Below are 21,560 nucleotides of genomic sequence, written 5' to 3'. Positions count from 1 at the left end.
CATGTCCGCACCCATCCGGAGCCATCGGCGTTCGGATCGGAAACGCTCCGAACGATGAAACACACCCTTGTTTTGTGTTTCACATCGTTGCACAGGCCCGCTTCCGGTTGGGGCGGACCTGTGGTCGATGGCGAATCCAGGAATGATTTAAAGGGTTGTTCTCACTCCGCCGGGACCAGCCGGCGGGTCTGAAGCACGCGGTGGGTCTGTGTGCTGCGGGCCTTGTCGATGACACCGGCCAGACGCTCGGCGGCACGCGACAGGCGTTCCGGTGTGAACGCGGCATAGCCCAGGATGACGGCCCCTGGATCCCCGGCAATGCCGGGCCCACGCCGGCAGGCCGACACGGCGGGTAGCGCGATGCGGGCCTGGGCGGCCAAGGCCGACAGGGTGGCGTCATCTATGCCGACCGATGGTGACAGCCGCCCGACCAGATGCAGACCGGAACCGACGGCGTCGACGGAGATAGCCCCGGACCAATGCCGTTCGGCGGCGAACAGTAGTGCCTGTTGCCGTTCGGCATAAAGGCGGCGGGTGCGCCGCATGTGGCTGGCATAATGGCCTTCCACCAGGAAATCATGCACCGCCATCTGCTCGGGCAGCGGCACATGCATGCCCATGCGGGCGCGCAGGTTCTGGGCGGCGGAGACCAGCGATGACGGCACAACCAGCCAGCTCAGGCGCAGGGCCGGCACCAGGGTATTATCCAAGGCACCCAGATGCAGGACGCGTTCATTCTCATCCAGCCCCTGCAGGGCCGGCAGCGGACGGCCCGTGTAGCGGTAGCCGCCGTCGCGGTCATCCTCCAGCAGCCAGGCCCCGCTGCGCCGCGCCCAGGCCAGCACTGCCATGCGGCGGCGCAACGGCATGGTGCCGCCCGTGGGGTATTGCCAGCCCGGCGTGACGACGGCCAGCCGCGCATCGGGGGCCAGACGCGCGCCGCGTTCCGGGTCGATGCCATCGGCATCCACTGGCACGTGGGCGACATTGTAGCCACGGTGGGCGAAGGTCAGCGCCTGCAGGGGCAGCCCGGCTCTTCCAGCCAGACGGTATCCCCCGCTGTCAGCAGCAAGGTAGCGACGAATTCAAGGCCCGACCGGCGGTCGGGCAGGATCAGAATCTGTTCGGGATCGCACGCGATGCCCCGGCTGGTCTGCAAATGACCGGCCAGCACGCGGCGAAGCGCGGTCCAGCCGCCGGACGTATCATTGCCCAGCAGCAAACCGCCAGCATCGCGCCAGCGTTTGGCCAGAAGCCTGCGCCAGGTGTCGATATCGAACTGGTCATAGGCGGGGGTGCAGGGCTCAAAGGGCAGAAGCTCGGCCCCGGCGGCAGGCACCGGCACGGTGGGCTTGGGGGCTGTGGTCTGCGGCGCGCGGGCGGCGGCGTTGCTGGCCAGGCGCACGGCGGGTGCCATAGCATCATCGGGCAGGGTGCGGCAGACGAAGGTGCCAGACCCGATACGCGCCTCCAGATATCCCTCTGATGTCAGCCGATCTACCGCCGCCACCACCGTATTGCGCGACACGCCCAGATCGGCAGCCAGCGTTCGGGTGGAGGGCAGTCTTTCTCCAGGGCGGATGGCGCCGTTCACGATGGCACCGCGCAGACGGTCGAACAGGCGCTGCTGCAGCGGCGTGCCGTCGGAACCGTCGAACAGGGAAAGCAGGGGGCCTTGGCTGAGTTTCATGTGCGGATACCTCGAAGCGCTCAACCGGGTGTCATTCCGGACCTCGGGCGGAACGGCGTCCCGTATCGTTCCGTGATTGGCGGGCAGGAAAGTGGTTGTGCCGGCGGACCGGGGCGTTGATGGGGTCGCCCCATGGCCCGCCGGCAAACCTTGGAGCGGCCGGACAACCGGGGAAGGCCGCTCCACCATCACCGGCGACGGGGCTTGCCGGTGATGATTGGGTGTAGGGTGTCAGGTCAGCTGACGATCTCGCCGGTGGCGGCATTGACCTTCAGCGTGGCAAAGCGGATGCCGTCGGCGGACTTCAGTTCCACCAGGAACACACCATCCTTTTCGCGGATATCGCCGACACGGCCGAAGCGGTAATTGTTGCTCTTCATCCAGGTCCGGGCGATGTCGCGGGCTTCGGAGCTGCTGACGGGCTCGGTGCGGGTGACGGCGGACGCTGGCTCCTTTGCCGCGACCTGTGCGCTGTCGCTGGCATGGGCGGCGGTAACGCCAAGGGCCGCGACGAAGGCGAGGGCGATCAGGGTGCGCATTGGTGCTTCCTCTTCATCTCTGACTTCCGGTTGCCGGTTGTTTCCGGCGACAGGCCCATCTGAACATCCGCCCTTTGCCGTTGCATGACGATGAAAGGGGCTTTGTGAAACACTCTGTTTCCAAAGGCCTGAGACGTTACATTGTGGTAACAACATGGCCGTCGGCAGCCCGTCTGCCCTTCGATTATGATAGCGACATGACCGAGAGCAGCACCCACCTCCTGGTCGTCGATGACGACCGTGAAATCCGCGATCTGCTGACGCGCTATCTGACGCGCCATGGCTACCGTGTGACGGCGGCCAAGGACGGACAGGAGATGCGTCGCTATCTGGCTGATCGCAATATCGACCTGATTGTCCTGGATCTGATGATGCCGGGCGAGGATGGTCTGTCGCTTTGCCGCGCCGTGCGCGCTGATGGCGGGCCGCCCGTCGTCATGCTGTCGGCTATGGGAGAGGATGCGGACCGCATCCTGGGCCTGGAGATCGGGGCGGACGATTACCTGCCCAAGCCGTTCAACCCGCGCGAACTGGTGGCCCGCATCAAGGCTGTTCTGCGCCGCGCCGCGACCCCGTCGGGGGCGGCACAGGTCACAGCAGGTGCGATCAATTTCGCCGGCTTCACCCTGGACCAGGCCCAACGCCGTCTGACCGACGCCAAGGGCGAAGAGGTGACGCTGACCGCTGGCGAGTATGAGCTGCTGGTGGCGCTGGCCACCCGCCCGCGCCGGGTCCTGTCGCGCGATGATTTGCTGGAGATCACGCGCGGCCGGTCGGCTGGACCCTTCGACCGGTCCATCGACGTGCAGATCAGCCGTCTGCGCCGCAAGATTGAGGTCGACCCTGCCGAGCCGACCATCATCAAGACGGTGCGGTCGGGCGGTTACATCTTCTCACCCGAGGTGCCGGCATCATGAGGGCGCTTACCGACCGCATGTCCTATTCGATCTTCGCGGTGCTGGTCGGTGGCATCCTGTTGTCCCAGGCCATCGCCCTGGGTCTGTACCGGTCCGACCGGGCGGAGGCCGTGGCCGATGCCGAGGGCGGGCAGCTAGCCAATTGTCTGGCCGGATTCGCGCAGGTGATTGAGGAGCAGCCGACTGAGGTACGCCTGTCGGTGCTGCGCGGCCTGAAGGAACGCGAACTGACCGTGCGGACCAGTGCGGGACATACCGTTCTGCTGGACGTTTACGAGAAACAGCCCAAAACGCCGGGTAAGCCGGAAATGTCGCCGGCCGTTTCCATCCCTCCCTTCGGCCTGCCCGTTCCGCCCCCGCCGCAGCCCAATGTGATCGAGGTGTCGCGGCAGCTGAAGGACGGTACTTGGATGCGGTTCCACGCGCCGGTCACCGCCACCGATGCCCTGCGCGAACCGGGCTTCATCGCGTCCCTGGGCGGATCGGCGGCGGTGGCTATCCTGCTGTCGGCCTGGGTTCTGGGCTTCACGACGCGGCCTCTGCGCCGCTTTGCGGCAGCGGCCAACCGGCTGGGCATCGACATGAACGCCCCGTCGCTGGACGAGGCCGGCCCGCGTGAGGTGCGGCTGGCGGCGTCTGCCTTCAACAAGATGCAGCGTCGGCTGCGCGCCTTCGTGGAGGATCGTACCCGCATGCTGGCGGCGGTCAGCCACGATCTGCGCACACCCCTGACCCGTCTGCGCCTACGCGCCGAATTCATCGATGACGATGTTGTGCGCGACAAGATGCTGGAGGACCTCTCGGAGATGGAGGCCATGATCGGTTCCACCCTGGCCTTCGCCCGGGATGAGGCCGCCAAGGAAGCCATCGAGCCGTTGGAACTGAACGCGTTGCTGGCCCGGTTGGGTGAGGATATGCGCGACGCCGGCAAGCCGGTGGGCGTGTCGCCGGCACCCTTTTCCATCCCCATCGCGGGAAGGCGCATGGCGCTGCGCCGGGCGTTGGGCAACCTGATGGAAAACGCCGTCAAATATGGGCAGACGGCGCAGGTCGCCCTGGCCGTGACGGGGGAGAATGTCACCATCACCATCGACGATGAAGGACCCGGCATTCCCGAAATGGAATTCGAGAATGTGTTCCGGCCCTTCTTCCGGCTGGAGGCGTCGCGGTCCCGCGATACGGGCGGCACCGGACTTGGCCTGTCGGTGGCAAATGACATCGTCCGGGCACATGGTGGCGAAATCCGTCTGGCGAATCGACCGGAAGGTGGGTTGCGGGTGACCGTCGTCCTGCCCGTGGAACCCAGCGCGGCCTGACGGGAAGGGCGGGCGCGTTACGCCCGCCCCCGCCTTTATCAGAACGTGTAGGACAGGCCCAGGCCGCCCATGAACTGGTCCCGACTGCCATTATCCTTCACGAACGGGCTGTCTGCGGCGTCGCCCAGCAGGCGGGAATAGCCCGCGAAGCCGGTGACGGACCAGTTGTCGTCCAACGGGTGGATCATGATAGCCGTCAACCCGGCATTCTTGAAACCGGCTTCCGCCTTGTATCCCGTGCGCGATCCGGGCAGCACAAGTTGTGTCGGCCCCGTCGGAGCCAGACGGTCAGCCGTCGTGCTGAAGTAAGAATGCATGTAATCGTCGCTGGCCCAGGTCAGTGAGGGGCCGACCATCAGCATCGTGCGACCGACCGGGTTGAACATCCACGTCGCCGACAGCGTCGCTTCGGTTCCCTTGTGCCCATCGCCCAGAAGATCGGTGCCGACATCGACGGACAGCATCAGCTTGTCGATCGTGTATTCGGCGAAGATATGGCCGACCGCCGTGTCGCCGACATTGCGGTAACCCCGCAGGGCCACGTCCTTCTTGGACTTACGCCCACCGTCAAAGGCGATGGAGGCACCCAACGTCAGATTGTCGTTGCTGATCAGATTGGCGCCAAGCCCCTGCCGTGACAGGAAGAAGCGGTCATAGGTGATTTCAATGTCGGGAACAGGCCGGACCTTGTAAGTGTCGGACCCTTCATATTCGGGTGCGACAAAGGCCAACGTGCCGAGGCGGACGTACCAGCCATCATCGGACTGCGGCCGCTGGGCCAGAGCGCCCGTGGCACAGGTGAGCGAAAGCAGGGCGGACATGGCTGCCACCATGCGCAACCGCCCGGTCGAACGGGTGTTCATTGTTTTCTCTCCGATCCATGATGCGGCACCGGCCCGTTGCCCCAGCCATCGCCGCGCCGGCACTGTGACAAAGCACCCAAGTGGCAGATGTGATGGGCATCACCAAAATGAACAATGCTCAAAATATTCATCTTTGCTCTTTCGGTGATGTTTCCCCGGTTCCCAGCAGAGAGTTAAGCCGATAAACTGCCCGTCAATGTCGCTTGCGACTTTTCGTGTGAACAGGGCGGCCGAAGAAGCCTCTCAGCGACAAGGACGCTGCCGCCTGCCGGAGTTCAGGGACCATGCCCATCATCAACCGTATCGCCGACTTCCACGCCGACATGACCGCGTGGCGCCATCATATCCATGAGAATCCCGAGACCGCGTTCGAGGAGTTCAAGACGTCTGACTTCGTGGCGGAAAAGCTGAAGGCCTTCGGGGTCGAGGTGCATCGCGGCATCGCGGGAACCGGCCTGGTCGGCGTGCTGCACGGCAAGGATGGCCCAAACGGCAAGGCAATCGGTCTGCGCGCCGACATGGACGCGCTGAACATGGATGAGGGCAATACTTTCGCCCATGCCAGCAAGATTCCGGGCAAGATGCATGGCTGCGGCCATGACGGGCACACGACCATGCTGCTGGGTGCTGCCCGCTATCTCTCTGAGACCCGTAATTTCAGCGGTACCGTCAATTTCATCTTCCAGCCCGCCGAAGAAGGTGCGGGTGGTGGCCGGCGCATGGTGGAGGAGGGGCTGTTCGACCGATTCCCCTGCGACATGATTTTCGGCATGCACAACTGGCCTGATCTGCCGCCCGGCGAGATGGTGGTGAAGGCTGGCCCCATCATGGCGGGTGCCGATCAGTTTGAGATCAGGGTGGCGGGCAAGGGCGGTCACGCCGCGCTGCCGCATCATGCCATCGACCCGGTGGTCATCGCCGCCCATATCGTGACCGCCACGCAAACCATCGTCAGCCGAAATGTCAGCCCCATTGAAAGCGGCGTCATCTCGATCACCCAGATCCATGCGGGCAGCGCCTATAACGTCATCCCGCAGGAAGTGATCATGCGCGGCACCGTCCGCGCGCTGAGCCACGAGGTGCGCGACCAGCTGGAAAATGGGTTGCGCCGCATCGTGGAGACGCTGCCGGTGGCTTTCGGGTCCAGCGCCACGCTGACCTATCGCCGGGGCTATCCGCCCACGGTCAATCATGAAGGCGCGCCCACCAATCTGGCGGCCCGCGTGGCGGCAGATCTGGTTGGGGCTGACAAGGTCTATGACAATGTCGGACCCAGCATGGGGGCCGAAGATTTCGCCTTCATGTTGCAGGAGCGCCCCGGCTGTTATGTCTGGATGGGGCAGGGCGGAGCAGCGCTGGGCTGTCTGCTGCATAACCCGGCCTATGATTTCAATGATGAGATCCTGCCACTGGGCACCAGTTACTGGGCAAAGCTGGTGGAAACGGCGCTGCCGGTGGCGGCCTGACGCCATGGCAGGTTGGGTAGACGGGACAGGCCGGCCGGCGCTGACGGTTCTGGCCCTGGCAGTGCCCCTGGTTCTGGCCGGTTGTGGCGGGGGGGCAGGGGCTTGGTTGGCGGGGGAAACGGCGGGGGCGGTATCCGGCATGTCGGGTGACGCACCGCCGCCCCTGGCCGCCCGCGCCATGTGGCGGGCAGAAAATGCCCGTGCACAGTCGCAATCTTTCCTGGCCGCGCGTAACGATGCCGAATGGGCGGCGCTCTGGGACTTGGCGGGGCGACCGCCACCGGGCCGCCTGCCGCCGGATCAGATGGCGCTGGGCGTGTTCCTGGGTACGCGCACGACCACCGGCTATTCTGTCGATATCCTGCGCCTGCGCCCGGAACGACGCGACGGGCAGCGTGACCGGCTGGTCGTTGAATATCGGGAAGTGACGCCGCCGGAAGGGCTGATCACCGCCCAGGTACTGACCAGCCCTTATGCCATCATCTTGGTCGATCGCAGCGACGCCGCAGTCCGGTATAACCGAATGCCATAGAGCGCGGATGGGGCAGGTTTATTCTCCCGCCCCATCCATGACCACGCGGTTACGACCGCTGCGCTTGGCCTGATACAGGGCCGTGTCGGCGCGGCGAAGCAGGGCATCACCCGATTCGGGCCGCCCCTCGGCATCCAAGGTCCAGTCGGCCAGGGCGACGCCGATGGAAATGGTGACATCGATCTTGCCAACGGGTGCCGATACGGCGAACGGCTCCTCCGCGATGCGCCGGCGCAGGCGTTCAGCGACTGCCATCGCCTGACTGCTGTCTGTGTCGGGCATGATCACCACGAACTCTTCACCGCCCAGTCGGGCGACAAGGTCGAAATTGCGCAGATTGCGGCTGGTACGCTGCGCCACTTCCTTCAACACCTCGTCGCCCACCCCATGGCCCCAGGTGTCGTTGACCACTTTGAAATGATCGATATCGAACAGCAGGGCCGATACGGGCTTGTTATTGCCACCAGATCGGTCAAGCAGGCGGGGCAGGTGGGCCGACAGGTATCGGCGGTTGAAAAGGCCCGTCAGGCTGTCGGTCAGGGCCATCGACAGGCTGGCCTCGTAATTGGCGCGCAGCTTGTCCTGATAGCGCTTGCGCCGCACCTGGGTACGGGTGCGGGCCAGCAACTCATTCCGGTCGATGGGCTTAATCAGGTAATCATTGGCACCCAGCTCCAGGCCCTTGGCGATCCGGTCCATATCCGTCTCGTCTGCCAGGAGCAGGATGGGGATCTGACGCGTTTTCTCATGGCTGCGCAGCTGCGAGCAGAGCCGGAGCCCATCCTCCCGCATCAGCGTCAAGGAGATGACGATCAGCTCAAACTCTTCCGCCAGGGCCAGTTCCAGGCCGCCGGCGCAGGTGTCGGTATCGGTGACGATGTCGCGGTCGCGGGCCACCGTCTCCACGATTTTATCCAGATCGATGGCGCTGTCCTCAACCACCAGGACGCGGGCAGCCTCCGCCGTCTGGGTGTGCACCGAATCGGTGGCGACCAACATGCCCAGTTGACCTGACGTGCTTTCGCGCAGGCGCCATTCGTCGGTCATCATCTTCAGCCGGACCAGCGAGCGGACGCGGGCGAAAAGGGCCACGTCATTAACGGGCTTGGTCAGGAAATCGTCGGCCCCGGCCTCCAGCCCCCGCACGCGGTCGGATGCATCTGACAGGGCGGTGACCATGACGACAGGAATGTGCATGGTGGCCGGGTCGGCGCGGATTTTCTCACACACCTCGAATCCGTCCATGCCGGGCATCATCACGTCCAGCAGCACGATGTCCGGATGCTGGGCATGGATACGCTCCAGGGCCTCTGGCCCTGAGTTGGCGGTGACGACGTCGAAATATTCCCTGGTCAGCTTGGCCGCCAGCAGCTTCACATTCGGCAGAACATCATCAACGACAAGGACCCGAGCCGACATGGTTCACACACCCACCGGCCTGGTCTTCCAAGCCGTCAAAGGAAACGTTGCACCGTCTGGAGAAACTTCGCGACGGAGATTGGCTTGGCGATGTAATCCTCGCAACCACCTTCGCGGATTTTCTCCTCATCCCCCTTCATGGCGAAGGCGGTGACGGCGACCACGGGGATCGCCTTCAGATCATCATCTTCCTTCAACCACTTGGTAACCTCAAGCCCGGATACCTCGGGAAGCTGTATATCCATCAGGATAAGGTCCGGGCGGTGCAGGCGGGCGAGGCGCAGCGCCTCCATCCCGTCCTTGGTCTGCAGGGTCGCATAGCCGTGCGCCTCCAGCAGATCGTGGAAGAGCTTCATATTCAGCTCATTATCCTCCACGATCAGCACGCGGCGAGGACGTGCTGCGGTCAAGTCGCCCCCCTGGACAGTTTCACCACTTATCGGCACGGTTCCGCCTTCCCTATGATCTCCGGTGCCGGTACCGCCATTGTCGAAGGGTGACAGCGATCGGCCCGTCGCAGTGCATAATGCCATTAGACGGCGACAGTTCTTAACCATTCGTTACCATTTGACATCATCCACCATGCCAACCGATTCGTCAGCCCCCGTTTCCAGCCAGAGACACGATGCCCTGTGCCGTGACTGCGGGCTGGCACAGATGGCCACCCGCCGTTGCGGGGCATGCGGTTCCGTCAGGGTGGTGAAGCATGGGGAACTGCACAGCCTGTCCATTGCCCATATCGATTGCGATGCCTTCTATGCCAGCGTGGAGAAGCGGGACCGCCCTGAACTGGCGGACCAGCCGGTGATCGTGGGCGGCGGGCACCGTGGTGTTGTGTCGGCTTGTTGCTATATCGCCCGCCTCTACGGCGTGCGGTCGGCCATGCCGATGTTTAAGGCGTTGCAGCTGTGTCCCCAGGCGACCGTCATCAAGCCCGACATGCGCAAATATGTGACGGTTGGCCGGGAGGTGCGGGCGCTGATGCAGGAGACCACCCCACTGGTGGAAGCCATATCCATCGACGAGGCCTTTCTGGATTTGACGGGCACGGAACTTCTGCATGGCGGCAGCCCGGCGCGCACCCTGGTCCGGCTGGTCCGCCGAATTGAAACGGAGGTCGGGGTCACCGCCTCCATCGGCCTGTCGCACAACAAGTTCCTGGCCAAGCTGGCCAGCGATCTGGATAAGCCGCGTGGATTCGCCATTATCGGCAAGGCGGAAACCTTGTCGCTCCTGGGCCCCCGTCCCGTGGGCATGATCTGGGGCGTGGGCAAGGCGCTGGCGGCCAAGATGGAGGCGGAAGGCATCCGCACCATCGGTCAGATCCGGGAAATGGAGATGAAGGAACTGGTTCGCCGCTATGGCTCCATGGGCATGCGGCTTTACCATTTCTCGCGCGGGCAAGATGACCGATGCGTCACGCCCCACAGCCCGATGAAGAGCATTTCTGCTGAGACCACCTTCAATACGGACCTGTCTTCCTTGGAGGAACTGGAGCGGGCATTGTGGCCGCTGGCAGAGAAAGTGTCGAAGCGCATGAAGGCCGGCGGACATGCGGGCCTGACGGTAACATTGAAGCTGAAGACGCCGGATTTCAAGCTGATCACCCGGAACCAGCGGCTTTCATCACCGACTCAGCTGGCTGACCGCATCTTCCGCACGGGCCGTGACCTGCTTCGCGCCGAATGTGATGGGCGCCGGTTTCGGTTGTTGGGAATCGGCTGTCACGATCTGGCGGACCCGCGCGACGCCGACCCCCCGGACCTGGCCGATCCCGGGCAATTGCAGCGGGCAAAGGTGGAGCGGGCCATCGATGCGGTGCGGGCCAAGCTGGGTGGTCAGGCCATATCAAAAGGACGCGGCTTGCCGACCGCCGGTGGCAGGGCCGGGCGTGAACCGATTGAAACAGAATGATTATTTGCCAAACGTGAAGCGCACGCCAGCAAGGGCCGACCAAGTCTGTGCCGTGCCGTGCGTGGCGAAATCATCAGTAGCAGTGAAGCTCGGCTCCCCACCGCGCACATAGCGTCCGTCGGCGAAGAAGGAGAAACTGCCGCTGACCGGCACCGAGAGACCGACCACACCCTGATAGGCGAAGCTGTCGGCGCGGGCATCGGTATAGCCGGTGGCAAGCCGTTCCGCCTCTGTCCGGGTCCAGCCCATACCGATACCGACATAGGGTGTCAGCCAGTCCGTAACCTTCATATTGACGCGGGCATTGGCCATAGTGCCCAGCGAGCCGATGGTGCCATCGACGCTTGGTGCGGTCAGCAGCGCCGAATCACGGTCGCGATAAGCATATTCCAGTTCCAGACGGAAGGTCTCCATCGGGTGCCAATCGTTGCCAGCACTCAGCCCCGGATTGGTATTGCCCAGGCCATAGGTAGTGGCGTTACCCGTCGCGCCACCAACATAGCGGCCCGACAGTCCCTGAATATACGCACTGGGCAGTTCAGAATCGGGCGCGCCCGCATCCTGCGCCATGGCAGGGACGGTGACGAGGCCGAAACAAACGGCGAAAAGGGCGGTCTTCAGCGACTTCATGACATCAACTCCGGACCCATCACTAATAGCCGAGGTCGCATTTGCTGTCATGTAAGGATCAGGGTTAACGCCCCTTGGATTTCTGATCCTCTGCCATGTGTGTCAGTGTAGACACGGAATTTTATTCCCAGTTGGCGGTGCGAAGACTTGAACCTGATTCAACCGCTGCCGGCCCGTGTCCCGCGGTCCCCCAGGCGCGACGGGCCTGGGGGCGCACTGCTGGCCGTCATCCGCATACGCAGATGCAAGCTGCCGGTGCCAAAATCCAGCGCGAACCCGTCACTGAGGCCCAATACGTCCATGCCCAGGATGAAGGCAGGCTCATCCTCCAGCCCCAGGGCCGTGTAGGCATGGGCATCCACCAACGTTGCCGGCAGGCCGGTTACGCTGACCGGTCCGATCTTCACGCGTGGCAACAGGAAGACTTCGCCGATCCGTTTCTCCCCCGCCAGATTGACGACCTCGATCTTGCCAACCAGATCGGCCGGCTTGCCGCGATCCTGCAGAGCCCGCAGCAGCACAGGATTGAACATGGACCGTTCTGCACCTGTATCGACCAGACCATTGACAACCATTCCGCCGATTTCAATGGGGACAATGACCAGCCCCGTCGGGTGTACGCGGCCTTTTACCGAATCATAGCCGGCGGGTGCGTAGCGGCGGGATTGTTCGATCTTGATCTCATCACGCCGGAAACTGACCGACAGGCGCTTGCCTTGCAGACTGTTGGTACCCAGAACCCCGCCAGCCCCCGACAGATCGCCAAAGGACAGGACCGGGGTGACCATATCCTCTGCCACGAACCGGCCCATATCGATGCGGCCCACCCTCATGGTCGGCATGATCATGGGGCCTAGCACATCATGCACCCGCATCAGATTGCCGGTTACCGTCACGTCAGCGCCCATGGCCATACCCGGGACCGTCGGGATAGGGGGCGGAATGAAGCCCAGTGCGCGGGCGATATCCATGCCGATCATGGTACCCGAACAACCGGTATCGACCAGGAAGCGCACCGGACCATAGCCATCAACAACCACCGGGGCCAGCACACGTCCGGCCCGATCAGGGCGGGTCGGGATGGCGTAGACAGGACCGGGCGGCGGCGGTGGGGGCGTCATTTCCGCCAGGGCGGGGCTTGCGCCAGCCAGAAGCAGGGCCAGGGTCTTCGCAATGGTCAGATGCCTGCCGGACAGATGTCGCTTCATGATCGCCCCCCCCCCTTGCCTAGCATCTTCTGGTGTGGATCGGGATGCCAATGACAGCTTAATCCAGAATGAAGCCAGTAAAGCCATTATTCGTGGCATGGCTTGACCCGTGAAGGTCCGCTTTATCGGGGGTGCTGAGGACCAGCATTGGCGAGCATATTTGCACGACCGCAATAAAGAAAAGGCCGAACCCAGGGGGACCGGCCTTCACTTCAATCAAACAGAATATTGTTCGTATACTTAATACTCTGTTAATTCGCCTTGGCGGCGGGCGCCGGCTGCTGGGTCGGGGCCGTCAACGGCTCCTTGCCCTTTTCCTTCAGCACCTTGACAATGCCAGCGGAGGCGGCGTCGGCTTGGGCCTTCTCCGCATCCGTTGCCTCATGCGAGAAGACGTTCAGTACACGGATCGCCTGCTCCTGCCCCGGTTGTTTCGGAAGTTCAATGAGCTGCATGACAATGGCGACGTGGATCTTGTTGCCATTGCTGTCACACGATACGGAACCGGAACGAAGCTGATAGGCTGGTACTTTCTCAATGGCACCCATGGAAGGTGTATAGGTGCCTTCGCAGCTTTTCTTCAGCTGTTCCATATAGGTCTCGCCCACCTTGGCGAAATCGCCAGCGGCGTCACCCATGGGGAAGCTGCGGACAGCGCCCAAAACCTTCTCGCCGATCTGCCAGGCATAGTCGCCGGGACGCTGCTGCGGCGGGATCTTGTCGATCGGGATGGCGCGGGCGTTGGACAGGCCGGCATCGACCAGCAGCTTGGCCAGCGTGGGTGCAATGGCCGGCTCCGTCGGGGCGGGCAGCTTCAGCGTACCTTCCTTGCCGCCCTTTACGCAGGCGGTCAGGTCGTTCATGGCCTTCGTCGTGCCCTTCAGTTGGAAGGCGGCAGTGTCGCCCGGCACTTCGATGGTCAAGACCGAACCCGTGGTCAGGCCCTTCAGCAATTCAGCATCATCACCCAGACCGATGGCCAAGGCGTTGGGCTGGCTGACCACGGCGGCGACTTCACGGTTGATCTTGCCGTCGATGGACATCTTGACGGGCGCACGCTGGCCGGTGGGCATCTGCGCACCGGGAATGCCCAGGACCATCTGCGTCCGGTCGGCCGGATTGCGCAGCAGGATCAAGTGCAGATTGTTGTCATATTCGACCGAGGCACCGCACATCTTGAAGCTGCCATCGGAGAAAACCTGCGGCGCCACCTGCCATTCGCCCTTCGGCGCACCCGGCTTTGCTGGCTTGGGCGGCGCAGCGGCGGCGGGACGGGCAGCAGGCGTGCCCTGTGCGGCGGCACCAACGGTACCTGCGGCAGGACCTTGCGCTGCGGGTCGGGGTTGCTGCTGGCCGATTGTGCCGGCAGCGGGGCCGCCAATTGTACCGGCGGCCGGGCCACCCTGCGGTTGCTGCGGCTGAACAGTGCCGGGCAGGATCAGGCCGTTGCCGGACGGTTGCTGCTGACTGTTGGACTGGGCGGTAGCGCCACCGGTGACACACAGCGCAGCAGCGCCGGCAAGCAACAGGTGACGCAGGACGCGCGGCGCGGAAAACGACATGCTGGAAACCACGGGTAACAACCCCTCTGCACATTGGGCGGTGGGACCCTAGGCCGGTTGCCGCGTCAAGGCAAGGGGGCATATGAGACGTCAAACTACCAGCAATCGCGCGGCTGATCAGCGTTTGAACGGCGCTCACCCCTTACTGGTGGCGGACGCGAAAAAAACCGGGCTGTTGGGGTGAGGTGGGGACGGCGTCGCGACGTCATCTAAACATAACCTGAAGGGGTATTTTTGCGCTCGCGCACCTTCGGGCCCCTGTCGTATGTATGAGGCGTCGGTCAGGGAGCATCAGGGGCGATGCGGCCTTATTCGACGGGCGAAGGAACGGGCATGCAGTACGAAGAGACGCGCCTGCGACATGCCGGGATCGGGGTGCCAGAATGGGCACGATCCGACGATCCCCGCATATTGGCGCGCCGTTACGCGGATTTGCTGTTCAATGACCATGCCTTCATCCGCATGGCCTATCGCAATTTCCACCGCATCGGGCCGGATATGTATCGATCCAGCCAGCCCACACCAGGGCAAATGGATGATCTTGGCCGTATGGGCATCCGTACCATCATCAATCTGCGGGGTCGCCGCCCGACCTGCGGTTCCTATTTCTTCCAGGTGCGGGCCGCGGCCCGGCTGGGCATCGACCTGATCGATTTCCCCGTGCGTTCCCGCGATGTGCCGCGAAAGGAAGATTTGTTGGCGGCCCGTGATCTGTTCGCCCGGCTGACCGGTCCTGCCGTCATGCATTGCAAGGCGGGTGCGGACCGTGTCGGATTGATGAGCGTGCTGTACCAGTTTGTGCATCTTGGCCTGCCGCTGGAACAGGCGATGAGCCAGCTTTCGTGGAAGTACGGCCATCTGCGACAATCGAAGACCGGTATCCTGGACCATTTCTTCGAAAGCTTCCTGGTCACTGGCGGGCGCAGCGTCGATGAATTTTATGCATGGGTCGAAAACGGTTATGACCCGGTGGCGATGAAGGCAGGCTTCCTGTCACGGCGCTGGGCTAACGTCATCATGGACCGGCTGCTGCGGCGGGAGTGACCGTCTGAAAGCCCCTATGCCAACCGGTCGATCTGTTGCGCCGTCAGGTTACCGGGCACGATGACCAGGGGGATATCCAGCGACCCTGCCAATTCACTCGCCAGCCAGGATATAAGCTTGCCCTTGCGTACAGACGCGGGGGCGGCCCCTACGACAAGGGCGTGAATGTCGCCATCCTCGCGTATGGCTTCCAGAATCTCCGCCCCGATACCGCCGCGCCGGAAATGCAGTTCCGCGATCAGGCCCGTCAGGGCCCAGACCTCGCCGGCCAGATCCTGCAGCAGACATTCCGCCTCCTCCCGCTGCTCGGCCTCCATCGTTTCGGCCACGCGCATCCAGCCGTGGCAATCCACAGGTTCGCAGACATGCAGCAAGGCAAGCAGCCCGCCCGTGTTACGGGCGCGCAGTGCGGCAAAGCGAAGGGCGGCCCGGCTTTGCGGGCTGCCATCGACACAAACCAGGAACTTGAACCGTTCAGTCGCCAACGTCTGTTCGGGCGGCAGACGCGGAGATGGAACAGGTTGCTCGTCCCGGCGGTGCCATAGGCCGCCGGACATGGGCATGAACATGACCGATCTCCTGTCAAGAACGGCATGGGATGCGAGGGGCACAACAAAGCCGGGGGGTCAGCCCCGGCCTGCCACGTAATCCCGCAGGCTTTCCACCTCATGGGTGTATTCAGCCAGACGGAACTTCACGACGTCGCCAATGGAAATGACACCGACCAGAATGCCGTTATCCACCACGGGCATGTGGCGGAACCGGCCTTCCGTCATCCGGCTCATCACCGTGGCCACGGTGTCGGTCGGCGTGCAGGATACGACTTTTACCGTCATCAGCGACGAGACAGGCTTGTCCATGACGCTAGCGCCATGCAGGGCCAGTCCGCGCACGATATCCCGCTCGGACAGGATACCCGCTATCCCGCCTGCTTCATTCAGCACCAAGATGGCGCCGATGCGGTTGGCGTGCAGCACATGGGCGACGGTCGATACGCTTTCGTCGGGGCGCGTCGTGATGATGGTGGCGCCCTTGTTTTTCAGGATGGCAGACACATGCATAAGCGGTCCTCCCCTTCCTCCTTCGGGGTGTTAACCCCGTGCAAATCAGGGAACGCGATGTTGCGCCGCACGCGCAAGCCCTATTCTGTGACCCTGCCCAAGCGGGTCAAAAGCAATCGCCGATCGGGTTGGTTGATCCCTACCCGGTCGGCGACATCCAGGGCTTGGCGAAGCTGTTCCGCAGCCCCCGCTTTGTCGCCCAGACGTTCCAGCATTGCAGCCTTTGTCGTGGCAAACAGGGGGTAACGGGCGATCAGCCCGTCGCCCTCCAGCGGGGCCAGGGCCGCCAGCCCTGCCGCCGGCCCGTCGCGTTCTCCCATCGCCACGGCCCGGTTCAGCACGGTGACGGGACCGGGCGACAGGATGATCAACCGTTCATAGAGGCTGACGATATGCGGCCAGTCGGTGGCGTCCCAGGTTGGGGCCATGGCATGGGCGGCGGCGATGGCAGCCTCAATGTGCCAGCGTGTTTCAGCCGGGCCGGCCATGCTGGCCTTCAGGTGCCGGAAGCCGGTGGCGATCAGCCCCGGATGCCACAGTCCCCGATCCTGGTCGGCCAGCAGCACCGGCAGACCATCTGCCCGCTGCCGGGCCGGAAGCCTCGCTGCCGTCAGGCAGGTGAGCGCCGCCATGGCCTCCGCCTCTGGTCGGCCTGCCACCGGATGGTCGGCCAGATACCGTGCCAGATGCAGAGCCTCTGACACCAGATCGGCCCGGATCAACTCCTCCCCATCGCTGCAGCCCACTCCCTCATTGAACAGAAGATAGAGGGTGCCCAGGACGGCCTCCAGCCGTTCAGGCAGGTCGCCGCCTGCGGGGATGGCAAAGGGCACCTTCACGTCGGCCAGCTTGGCCTTCGCCCGCGTGATCCGCTGGGCCACGGTTGGTTCCGACAGCAGAAAGGCCCGGGCGATCTGTCCCGTGCCAAGTCCACAGACCGACTTCAAGGTCAGCGCTACCCGCACCTCCAGTGTCAGCACAGGATGGCAACAGGCGAATATCAGGCCCAGCTTCTCGTTTGATAATTCGGCGGCAAAGCGTGGATCGTCGGTGGCGGCTGCGTCATCGGGCAGACTGTCGGCCAGATCCTCTGGCGTGAAGGCGGCGGTGAAGCGGCGCCGGCGCAGGCCGTCCACCGCTTCGTTCCGCGCTGCCCGCCATAGCCAGCCCACGGGGTTGTCGGGAATGCCTGTGCGGGGCCAGACATGCAGTGCCTTGGTCAGGGCTGACTGCACAATCTCTTCCGCATCGTCCAAACGGCCCGGCCCCAGCAGCCGCGCCAGCCGGGCGGTCAGGCGCCCAGCCTCCGTGCGGAACAGGCCCGCAATAAGCGGTCCCGCATCCTCAGCCATCGATATTGTCGACCTGCCGGATTTCGACCACTCCATACTTAATGTGTGGACATTCGGCTGCGACGGCCTCGGCGTCGGCATAGTCCGTCGCCTCAATGATAAAGAAGCCGCCGATCACTTCCTTGGCTTCCGCATAAGGGCCATCCGTGGCCACCAGGCTGCCAGACCGGGCCGTCAGATGGCGTCCGCCCTCGTCGCGCAGCTTCTCGCCGCCCGCCATCCGCCCTGCCATGCCCAGTTTCTGAGCCCAGGCACTGTATTCCTGAATGATTGCCTGCATCTCGTCCGGGGACAGCGAGGCAAAGGTGGCGGGGTTTTCCCGCAGGATCAGCATAAACTTGGCCATGGAATGCTCCCTCATGGATCAGGCCCGGCGCCCATCGCCGAACCTGATCCCCCTGACGACCCAGCTTTCGTGGTTTCGACAGGATTGTCGAAAATTTTTTCACACCCCACTATTGAAGGGAGAGCATGGTTTGGTTCGGGGATGATGATGAAGCTTGAAGACCGTATGGCGGTAAAGCTGCTGGCGCTGGCGTCGGTACAGCTGGGCAAGGCCGTGAACGAGAGCCTGTGTACCGAACCGGACCGCCGGCTGGTCAGGGGATTGCTGTCGGATGTGAAGGAACTGCTGTCGGATTTCGAACAGCAGTATTTCCAGGACCAACAGGGGTAAAGGCGGCGTCCGGCACCATAAAATTTCTCGTGCCGGTCCGGCGGGGGCGGCGCCCCCAACGCCGGCTCTGGCACCCTCAGGTGCGACCCACCTGGGCTTTACGCTTCATATGGTCGGTCGGTCGGGCGGCCCGCCATTCCTTCTCACGCAGATCGGCTGCACCCACATCATTGACGTGGGGCTGCCGCGCGGCCGGATGCTGCATCGGGCCGGGTTTCATCCGAGCCTGTCGCCATTCGCTTTCGGCCAGACGGGGGGAGGTATTGTTCGGCATCGGCATGATCAACTCCATTTCCGTGAAAAGCGGGTTTCCACTGGTTCCACTCTCGGCAAATCAACAATCCCCTGCTACCCATGTTCCCGGTGATCACCCGGCAGGGGAGGGACGGTAGTGGACGGAAACGATATTGCAGGCCATGCGGCCCACGGCTTTTCCATGGTGGAAGAGACGTTGATGTTCCTGTCCGTCGCCGTTACCTGCATCCTACTCCTTCATCGTCTGCGAATCAGCCCTGTTCTGGGTTACCTAGCCGGCGGCCTTATTCTCGGCCCCTCGGGCTTTGGCGTCGTGACGCTGGAGGAGGATGTCCGCGCCGTGGCGGAGCTGGGCGTGGTCTTCCTGTTGTTTCTGATCGGCCTGGAATTGTCGGGCGACCGTCTGCGCGCCTTGCGCCGGTGGGTCTTCGGGCTTGGATTGGCGCAGTTCCTGGTGACGGGGGCCCTTCTGGCCGTTGTGGGGGTGTTGCTGGGCCTTAAGGTGCCGGTGGCGGTTCTGCTGGGAGGCGGTTTGGCGCTGTCCTCCACTGCGGTCGTGGTGCAGTTGCTGATCGAACGCGGACAGGTGGCTTCCCCCACCGGACGCGTCACCTTCGCCGTGCTGCTGTTACAGGATCTGGCGGTTGTCCCGCTGCTGCTGCTGGCCACCACCCTGTCGGGCCCGCCGGGGCAGTCGGTGCCCCTGGCGCTGGCTGTTGCCGTGGGCAAGGCGGTACTGGCCGTGGCGCTGATCCTCCTGCTGGGGCGATTTACTCTGGGTCCCCTGCTGCGGGCTGTGGCGGCGACGCGCAGTACCGAACTGTTCACCGCGACAGCCTTGCTGATCGTGCTGGGGACAGGCTGGGCAACGGGGCTGGGTGGGCTATCGGCGGCGTTGGGTGCCTTCCTGGCGGGACTCGTCCTGGCAGGGACTGAGTTCCGGCATCAGGCCGAATCGGACATGCAACCTTTCAAAGGCCTGTTGCTCGGCCTGTTCTTTCTGTCCGTCGGTCTTGGCATCGATGTCGCTGCCATCGCCGATCACGTGCACTGGATCGTCCTGGGTGTCCTGGGCCTGATCACCTTGAAGGCGCTGGTGGCCGGTTTGTTGGCAAGGGCCTTTGGTGCGCCGCGCGATGTCGCCATCCGGTCCGGCCTGCTGCTGGGGGAGGCGGGGGAATTCGCCTTCGTCATCATCACCACTGCCGTTACGGGGCGGTTGATCGACAATGGCTGGGGGCAGACCTTGGCCGCGACGGTGGGCCTTTCCATCGCCGTTACTCCCTTCCTGCCGGCCCTGGCCGACCGGCTGGTGGCGCGGTTCGCGCCGCCTTCCGCTTCTGCCACCATGGGCAGCGGGGAGGACGAGGAGCCGCATAATCACGTCATCATCTGTGGATTCGGGCGCGTGGGCCAAACAGTTGCTGCCCTGATGGCGCGCCAGCAGGTGCCTTTTGTTGGTATCGACATGAATGCCGATCTGGTCCGGCAACATGCATTGAAGGGGCTGCGCATACTTTATGGTGACAGCGCCCGGCATGAAACGCTGAAGCGATTGGGCGCCGATCATGCCGTGGCCGCCATCATCACCCTGGATGACCCACAGGCGGCCGCCCGCACCGTCGCTGCCTTCCGCGACCATTGGCCAAGCCTGCGCCTGTTTGCCCGTGCCCGCGACCGGGCCCACGCGGCCGCCTTACTGGCTCTTGGCGTAGAGGCTGTCGTGCCGGAAACTTTTGAGAGTAGTCTGGTCCTTGCGCAGGGGGCGCTCGAATCACTGGGGGTGCCATCTGCCGCCGTTGATGAGCTCGTAACGCTCTATCGTGAGACCGACCATGGCATGACCAAAGCCAGCGACGGCCAAACCTGAGCAGCTTTCAGGGCCTATCCTTCCGCGCCACAAAAAAAGATTAACGCACTTGGCGGATAGTGCGATGGTTCGCCGGGCGCTGGCCTGCCCCAAAAGGGGTAGGCGGGCCGGCTATTCATTGACGGGAGCGGGATCGTGAGCCGGTCCATCGAAGGCGTATCGAACTGGATGCATATGTTCCGCTGGATCGTGAAGCTGATCCGCGATGAATATGGTGTCGATGAAAAGATACTGACCCGCACCGCCATGCTCGAGACCGACTGCGGCCTCGCCATCGAACAGGTGGAAGAGGTTCTGGAGATCATCGCCGAAAGCTTCGAGGTGCGCTTTCCTTCCGGCACACTGGATGAAGTGCTGAAGCTTGAAGAATTGTGCATGCTGGCGGCGTGGCTGCGTGGCCTGTTCAAGAAGCCGGAATTCATCTCTGCGGATTTCGAGGGGCGCTGCCGCGCCTCCAACCCGCTTGCCGGAGCCTGATCTCCGGTCCATATCAGAAGCCCTGATTTAACATCCGGGCGTATGCCGATATGACCATCCATCTTCTGCGTCTGGCTGTGGGTGCCGAAAGCCTTCAGTCCATGCGCGACTGGCGCCGTGATCACCAGATCACGTGGCAAGGGCGCGCCGTCGTTCCCACTTATACAAAGCGGGCACCGACCCGGGCGGCGGAGCTGCTGGATGGCGGCTGCATCTATTGGGTGGTTAAGGGCTTTGTGCAGTGCCGTCAGCGCTTTGTCGGTTTTGACATGATCCGCGATGTCGATGGCACTGAATATTGTCGCATGCTGATGGATCCGGAACTGACCGAAACCGTCGCAATGCCCAAGCGCCCTTTCCAGGGGTGGCGCTATCTGAAGCCAGAGGAAGCGCCGGCTGATCTGGGAGAAGGGCAGGGGGGCGACCCTCTGCCGGATCATCTTCTGGCCGAGTTGCGGGCCCTGGGGCTGGCCTGAAGGAAAATGCGGCAGGTGCGAAAATAGTTGTTGCAGTGCCCAGTCACCGGGTCTATACCCCGGCTCCCGCTTGGGGCGGCGCTTTGCGGTGCTGAGACGAGAGGGGTTTGGGTGTTGGTTTTGGCCAGTATCCGATGGTTCTTTGGCTGGTTTTTCTGGCCATACAAGTTAACAAGAAGTTGACCATTAATGGTTGGTGGTTGTTAAGCGGTTGTTAAGACTGTTTGATGATTGTCGGTCTGGTTGGTTGCTTTGGCTGTTGATTTTCGGTGCTGGTGACGGCGGTGAAAAAA

At 63.3% G+C, this 21,560-nt stretch carries 24 protein-coding genes; 10 read left to right on the top strand and 14 right to left on the bottom strand.

The window, feature by feature from the left end; all coding sequences use genetic code 11:
- Positions 1–161: 161 nt before the first annotated feature.
- From ABC729_RS09710 to ABC729_RS09700, 3 genes are all read right to left on the bottom strand, one after another.
- On the bottom strand, positions 162–977 hold the full coding sequence (locus ABC729_RS09710) for an aminotransferase-like domain-containing protein (RefSeq protein WP_495607402.1): 816 nt from the start codon (positions 975–977) through the stop codon (positions 162–164).
- 32 nt (positions 978–1,009) lie between these two features.
- Positions 1,010–1,690 (bottom strand): GntR family transcriptional regulator, encoded by a 681-nt coding sequence (locus ABC729_RS09705; RefSeq protein ID WP_495607401.1) that lies wholly within the window; start codon positions 1,688–1,690, stop codon positions 1,010–1,012.
- Between the two features lie 236 nt (positions 1,691–1,926).
- Positions 1,927–2,229, bottom strand: coding sequence for a hypothetical protein (locus tag ABC729_RS09700; RefSeq protein WP_495607400.1), 303 nt, complete (start codon positions 2,227–2,229; stop codon positions 1,927–1,929).
- Between the two features lie 197 nt (positions 2,230–2,426).
- Between ABC729_RS09700 and ABC729_RS09695 the strand changes: the two genes are divergently transcribed.
- Together ABC729_RS09695 and ABC729_RS09690 are read left to right on the top strand one after the other, a co-directional pair.
- Positions 2,427–3,146 (top strand): response regulator, encoded by a 720-nt coding sequence (locus ABC729_RS09695; RefSeq protein WP_495607399.1) that lies wholly within the window; start codon positions 2,427–2,429, stop codon positions 3,144–3,146.
- Complete coding sequence (locus ABC729_RS09690) at positions 3,143–4,462, top strand: ATP-binding protein (protein WP_495607398.1); 1,320 nt, start codon at positions 3,143–3,145, stop codon at positions 4,460–4,462. The genes ABC729_RS09695 and ABC729_RS09690 overlap by 4 nt, the downstream gene beginning before the upstream one ends.
- Positions 4,463–4,500: 38 nt before the next feature.
- Here the strand turns inward: ABC729_RS09690 and ABC729_RS09685 are convergent, their stop codons facing one another.
- The gene (locus ABC729_RS09685; protein ID WP_495607397.1) at positions 4,501–5,325 is read right to left on the bottom strand and encodes a MipA/OmpV family protein; all 825 of its coding nucleotides are present in this window, start codon (positions 5,323–5,325) and stop codon (positions 4,501–4,503) included.
- A 284-nt stretch (positions 5,326–5,609) separates the two neighbouring features.
- Here ABC729_RS09685 and ABC729_RS09680 point away from each other — a divergent pair, with 284 nt between their 5' ends.
- Positions 5,610–6,791, top strand: a complete 1,182-nt coding sequence (locus ABC729_RS09680; RefSeq protein WP_495607396.1) for a M20 aminoacylase family protein — start codon at positions 5,610–5,612, stop codon at positions 6,789–6,791.
- A gap of 4 nt (positions 6,792–6,795) precedes the next feature.
- Complete coding sequence (locus ABC729_RS09675; RefSeq protein ID WP_495607395.1) at positions 6,796–7,323, top strand: protease complex subunit PrcB family protein; 528 nt, start codon at positions 6,796–6,798, stop codon at positions 7,321–7,323.
- Between the two features lie 18 nt (positions 7,324–7,341).
- Here ABC729_RS09675 and ABC729_RS09670 read toward each other — a convergent pair whose 3' ends face one another.
- Together ABC729_RS09670 and ABC729_RS09665 are read right to left on the bottom strand one after the other, a co-directional pair.
- Positions 7,342–8,742, bottom strand: coding sequence for a PleD family two-component system response regulator (locus ABC729_RS09670; RefSeq protein ID WP_495607394.1), 1,401 nt, complete (start codon positions 8,740–8,742; stop codon positions 7,342–7,344).
- A gap of 35 nt (positions 8,743–8,777) precedes the next feature.
- Positions 8,778–9,152 (bottom strand): response regulator, encoded by a 375-nt coding sequence (locus tag ABC729_RS09665; RefSeq protein ID WP_495607393.1) that lies wholly within the window; start codon positions 9,150–9,152, stop codon positions 8,778–8,780.
- Positions 9,153–9,324: 172 nt separating this feature from the next.
- Between ABC729_RS09665 and ABC729_RS09660 the strand changes: the two genes are divergently transcribed.
- Positions 9,325–10,656 (top strand): DNA polymerase IV, encoded by a 1,332-nt coding sequence (locus tag ABC729_RS09660; protein ID WP_495607392.1) that lies wholly within the window; start codon positions 9,325–9,327, stop codon positions 10,654–10,656.
- Here the strand turns inward: ABC729_RS09660 and ABC729_RS09655 are convergent, their stop codons facing one another.
- From ABC729_RS09655 to ABC729_RS09645, 3 genes are all read right to left on the bottom strand, one after another.
- Positions 10,657–11,286 (bottom strand): outer membrane protein, encoded by a 630-nt coding sequence (locus ABC729_RS09655; RefSeq protein WP_495607391.1) that lies wholly within the window; start codon positions 11,284–11,286, stop codon positions 10,657–10,659.
- Between the two features lie 158 nt (positions 11,287–11,444).
- Positions 11,445–12,494, bottom strand: coding sequence for an aspartyl protease family protein (locus ABC729_RS09650; RefSeq protein WP_495607390.1), 1,050 nt, complete (start codon positions 12,492–12,494; stop codon positions 11,445–11,447).
- 251 nt (positions 12,495–12,745) lie between these two features.
- Complete coding sequence (locus tag ABC729_RS09645; RefSeq protein ID WP_495608695.1) at positions 12,746–14,056, bottom strand: hypothetical protein; 1,311 nt, start codon at positions 14,054–14,056, stop codon at positions 12,746–12,748.
- A 300-nt stretch (positions 14,057–14,356) separates the two neighbouring features.
- Between ABC729_RS09645 and ABC729_RS09640 the strand changes: the two genes are divergently transcribed.
- A complete protein-coding gene (locus tag ABC729_RS09640; RefSeq protein ID WP_495607389.1) occupies positions 14,357–15,100 on the top strand; it encodes a fused DSP-PTPase phosphatase/NAD kinase-like protein in 744 nt (247 codons plus the stop codon).
- 14 nt (positions 15,101–15,114) lie between these two features.
- On the opposite strand, the gene ABC729_RS09635 is transcribed toward ABC729_RS09640, so the two are convergent.
- From ABC729_RS09635 to ABC729_RS09620, 4 genes are all read right to left on the bottom strand, one after another.
- The gene (locus ABC729_RS09635; protein WP_495607388.1) at positions 15,115–15,669 is read right to left on the bottom strand and encodes a universal stress protein; all 555 of its coding nucleotides are present in this window, start codon (positions 15,667–15,669) and stop codon (positions 15,115–15,117) included.
- 57 nt (positions 15,670–15,726) lie between these two features.
- Positions 15,727–16,161: a CBS domain-containing protein gene (locus tag ABC729_RS09630; protein ID WP_495607387.1), complete on the bottom strand. Its 435-nt coding sequence runs from the start codon at positions 16,159–16,161 to the stop codon at positions 15,727–15,729.
- 80 nt (positions 16,162–16,241) lie between these two features.
- Positions 16,242–17,513 carry an RNA polymerase sigma factor gene (locus tag ABC729_RS09625; protein WP_495607386.1) on the bottom strand — a complete coding sequence of 424 codons (1,272 nt, stop codon included), beginning with the start codon at positions 17,511–17,513 and terminating at the stop codon, positions 16,242–16,244.
- Complete coding sequence (locus tag ABC729_RS09620) at positions 17,506–17,859, bottom strand: YciI family protein (RefSeq protein WP_495607385.1); 354 nt, start codon at positions 17,857–17,859, stop codon at positions 17,506–17,508. The genes ABC729_RS09625 and ABC729_RS09620 overlap by 8 nt, the downstream gene beginning before the upstream one ends.
- 141 nt (positions 17,860–18,000) lie before the next feature.
- On the opposite strand from ABC729_RS09620, the gene ABC729_RS09615 reads away from it, so the two are divergent.
- The gene (locus ABC729_RS09615) at positions 18,001–18,189 is read left to right on the top strand and encodes a hypothetical protein (protein ID WP_495607384.1); all 189 of its coding nucleotides are present in this window, start codon (positions 18,001–18,003) and stop codon (positions 18,187–18,189) included.
- Positions 18,190–18,265: 76 nt separating this feature from the next.
- Here the strand turns inward: ABC729_RS09615 and ABC729_RS09610 are convergent, their stop codons facing one another.
- On the bottom strand, positions 18,266–18,469 hold the full coding sequence (locus tag ABC729_RS09610) for a hypothetical protein (RefSeq protein WP_495607383.1): 204 nt from the start codon (positions 18,467–18,469) through the stop codon (positions 18,266–18,268).
- 111 nt (positions 18,470–18,580) lie between these two features.
- On the opposite strand from ABC729_RS09610, the gene ABC729_RS09605 reads away from it, so the two are divergent.
- The 3 genes from ABC729_RS09605 to ABC729_RS09595 all read left to right on the top strand — a co-directional run bounded on the left by ABC729_RS09605 (position 18,581) and on the right by ABC729_RS09595 (position 21,267).
- Positions 18,581–20,314, top strand: coding sequence for a monovalent cation:proton antiporter-2 (CPA2) family protein (locus ABC729_RS09605; protein ID WP_495607382.1), 1,734 nt, complete (start codon positions 18,581–18,583; stop codon positions 20,312–20,314).
- Between the two features lie 135 nt (positions 20,315–20,449).
- A complete protein-coding gene (locus ABC729_RS09600; protein ID WP_094453193.1) occupies positions 20,450–20,791 on the top strand; it encodes an acyl carrier protein in 342 nt (113 codons plus the stop codon).
- Between the two features lie 50 nt (positions 20,792–20,841).
- Positions 20,842–21,267: a DUF1489 family protein gene (locus ABC729_RS09595; protein WP_495607381.1), complete on the top strand. Its 426-nt coding sequence runs from the start codon at positions 20,842–20,844 to the stop codon at positions 21,265–21,267.
- The last annotated feature ends 293 nt before the right edge of the window (positions 21,268–21,560 follow it).

The organism is Niveispirillum sp. CC-CTL257, from assembly GCF_059489915.1.
Note: the sequence above shows the minus strand (reverse complement) of the source record. Positions and strands in the feature narration are given on the sequence as shown.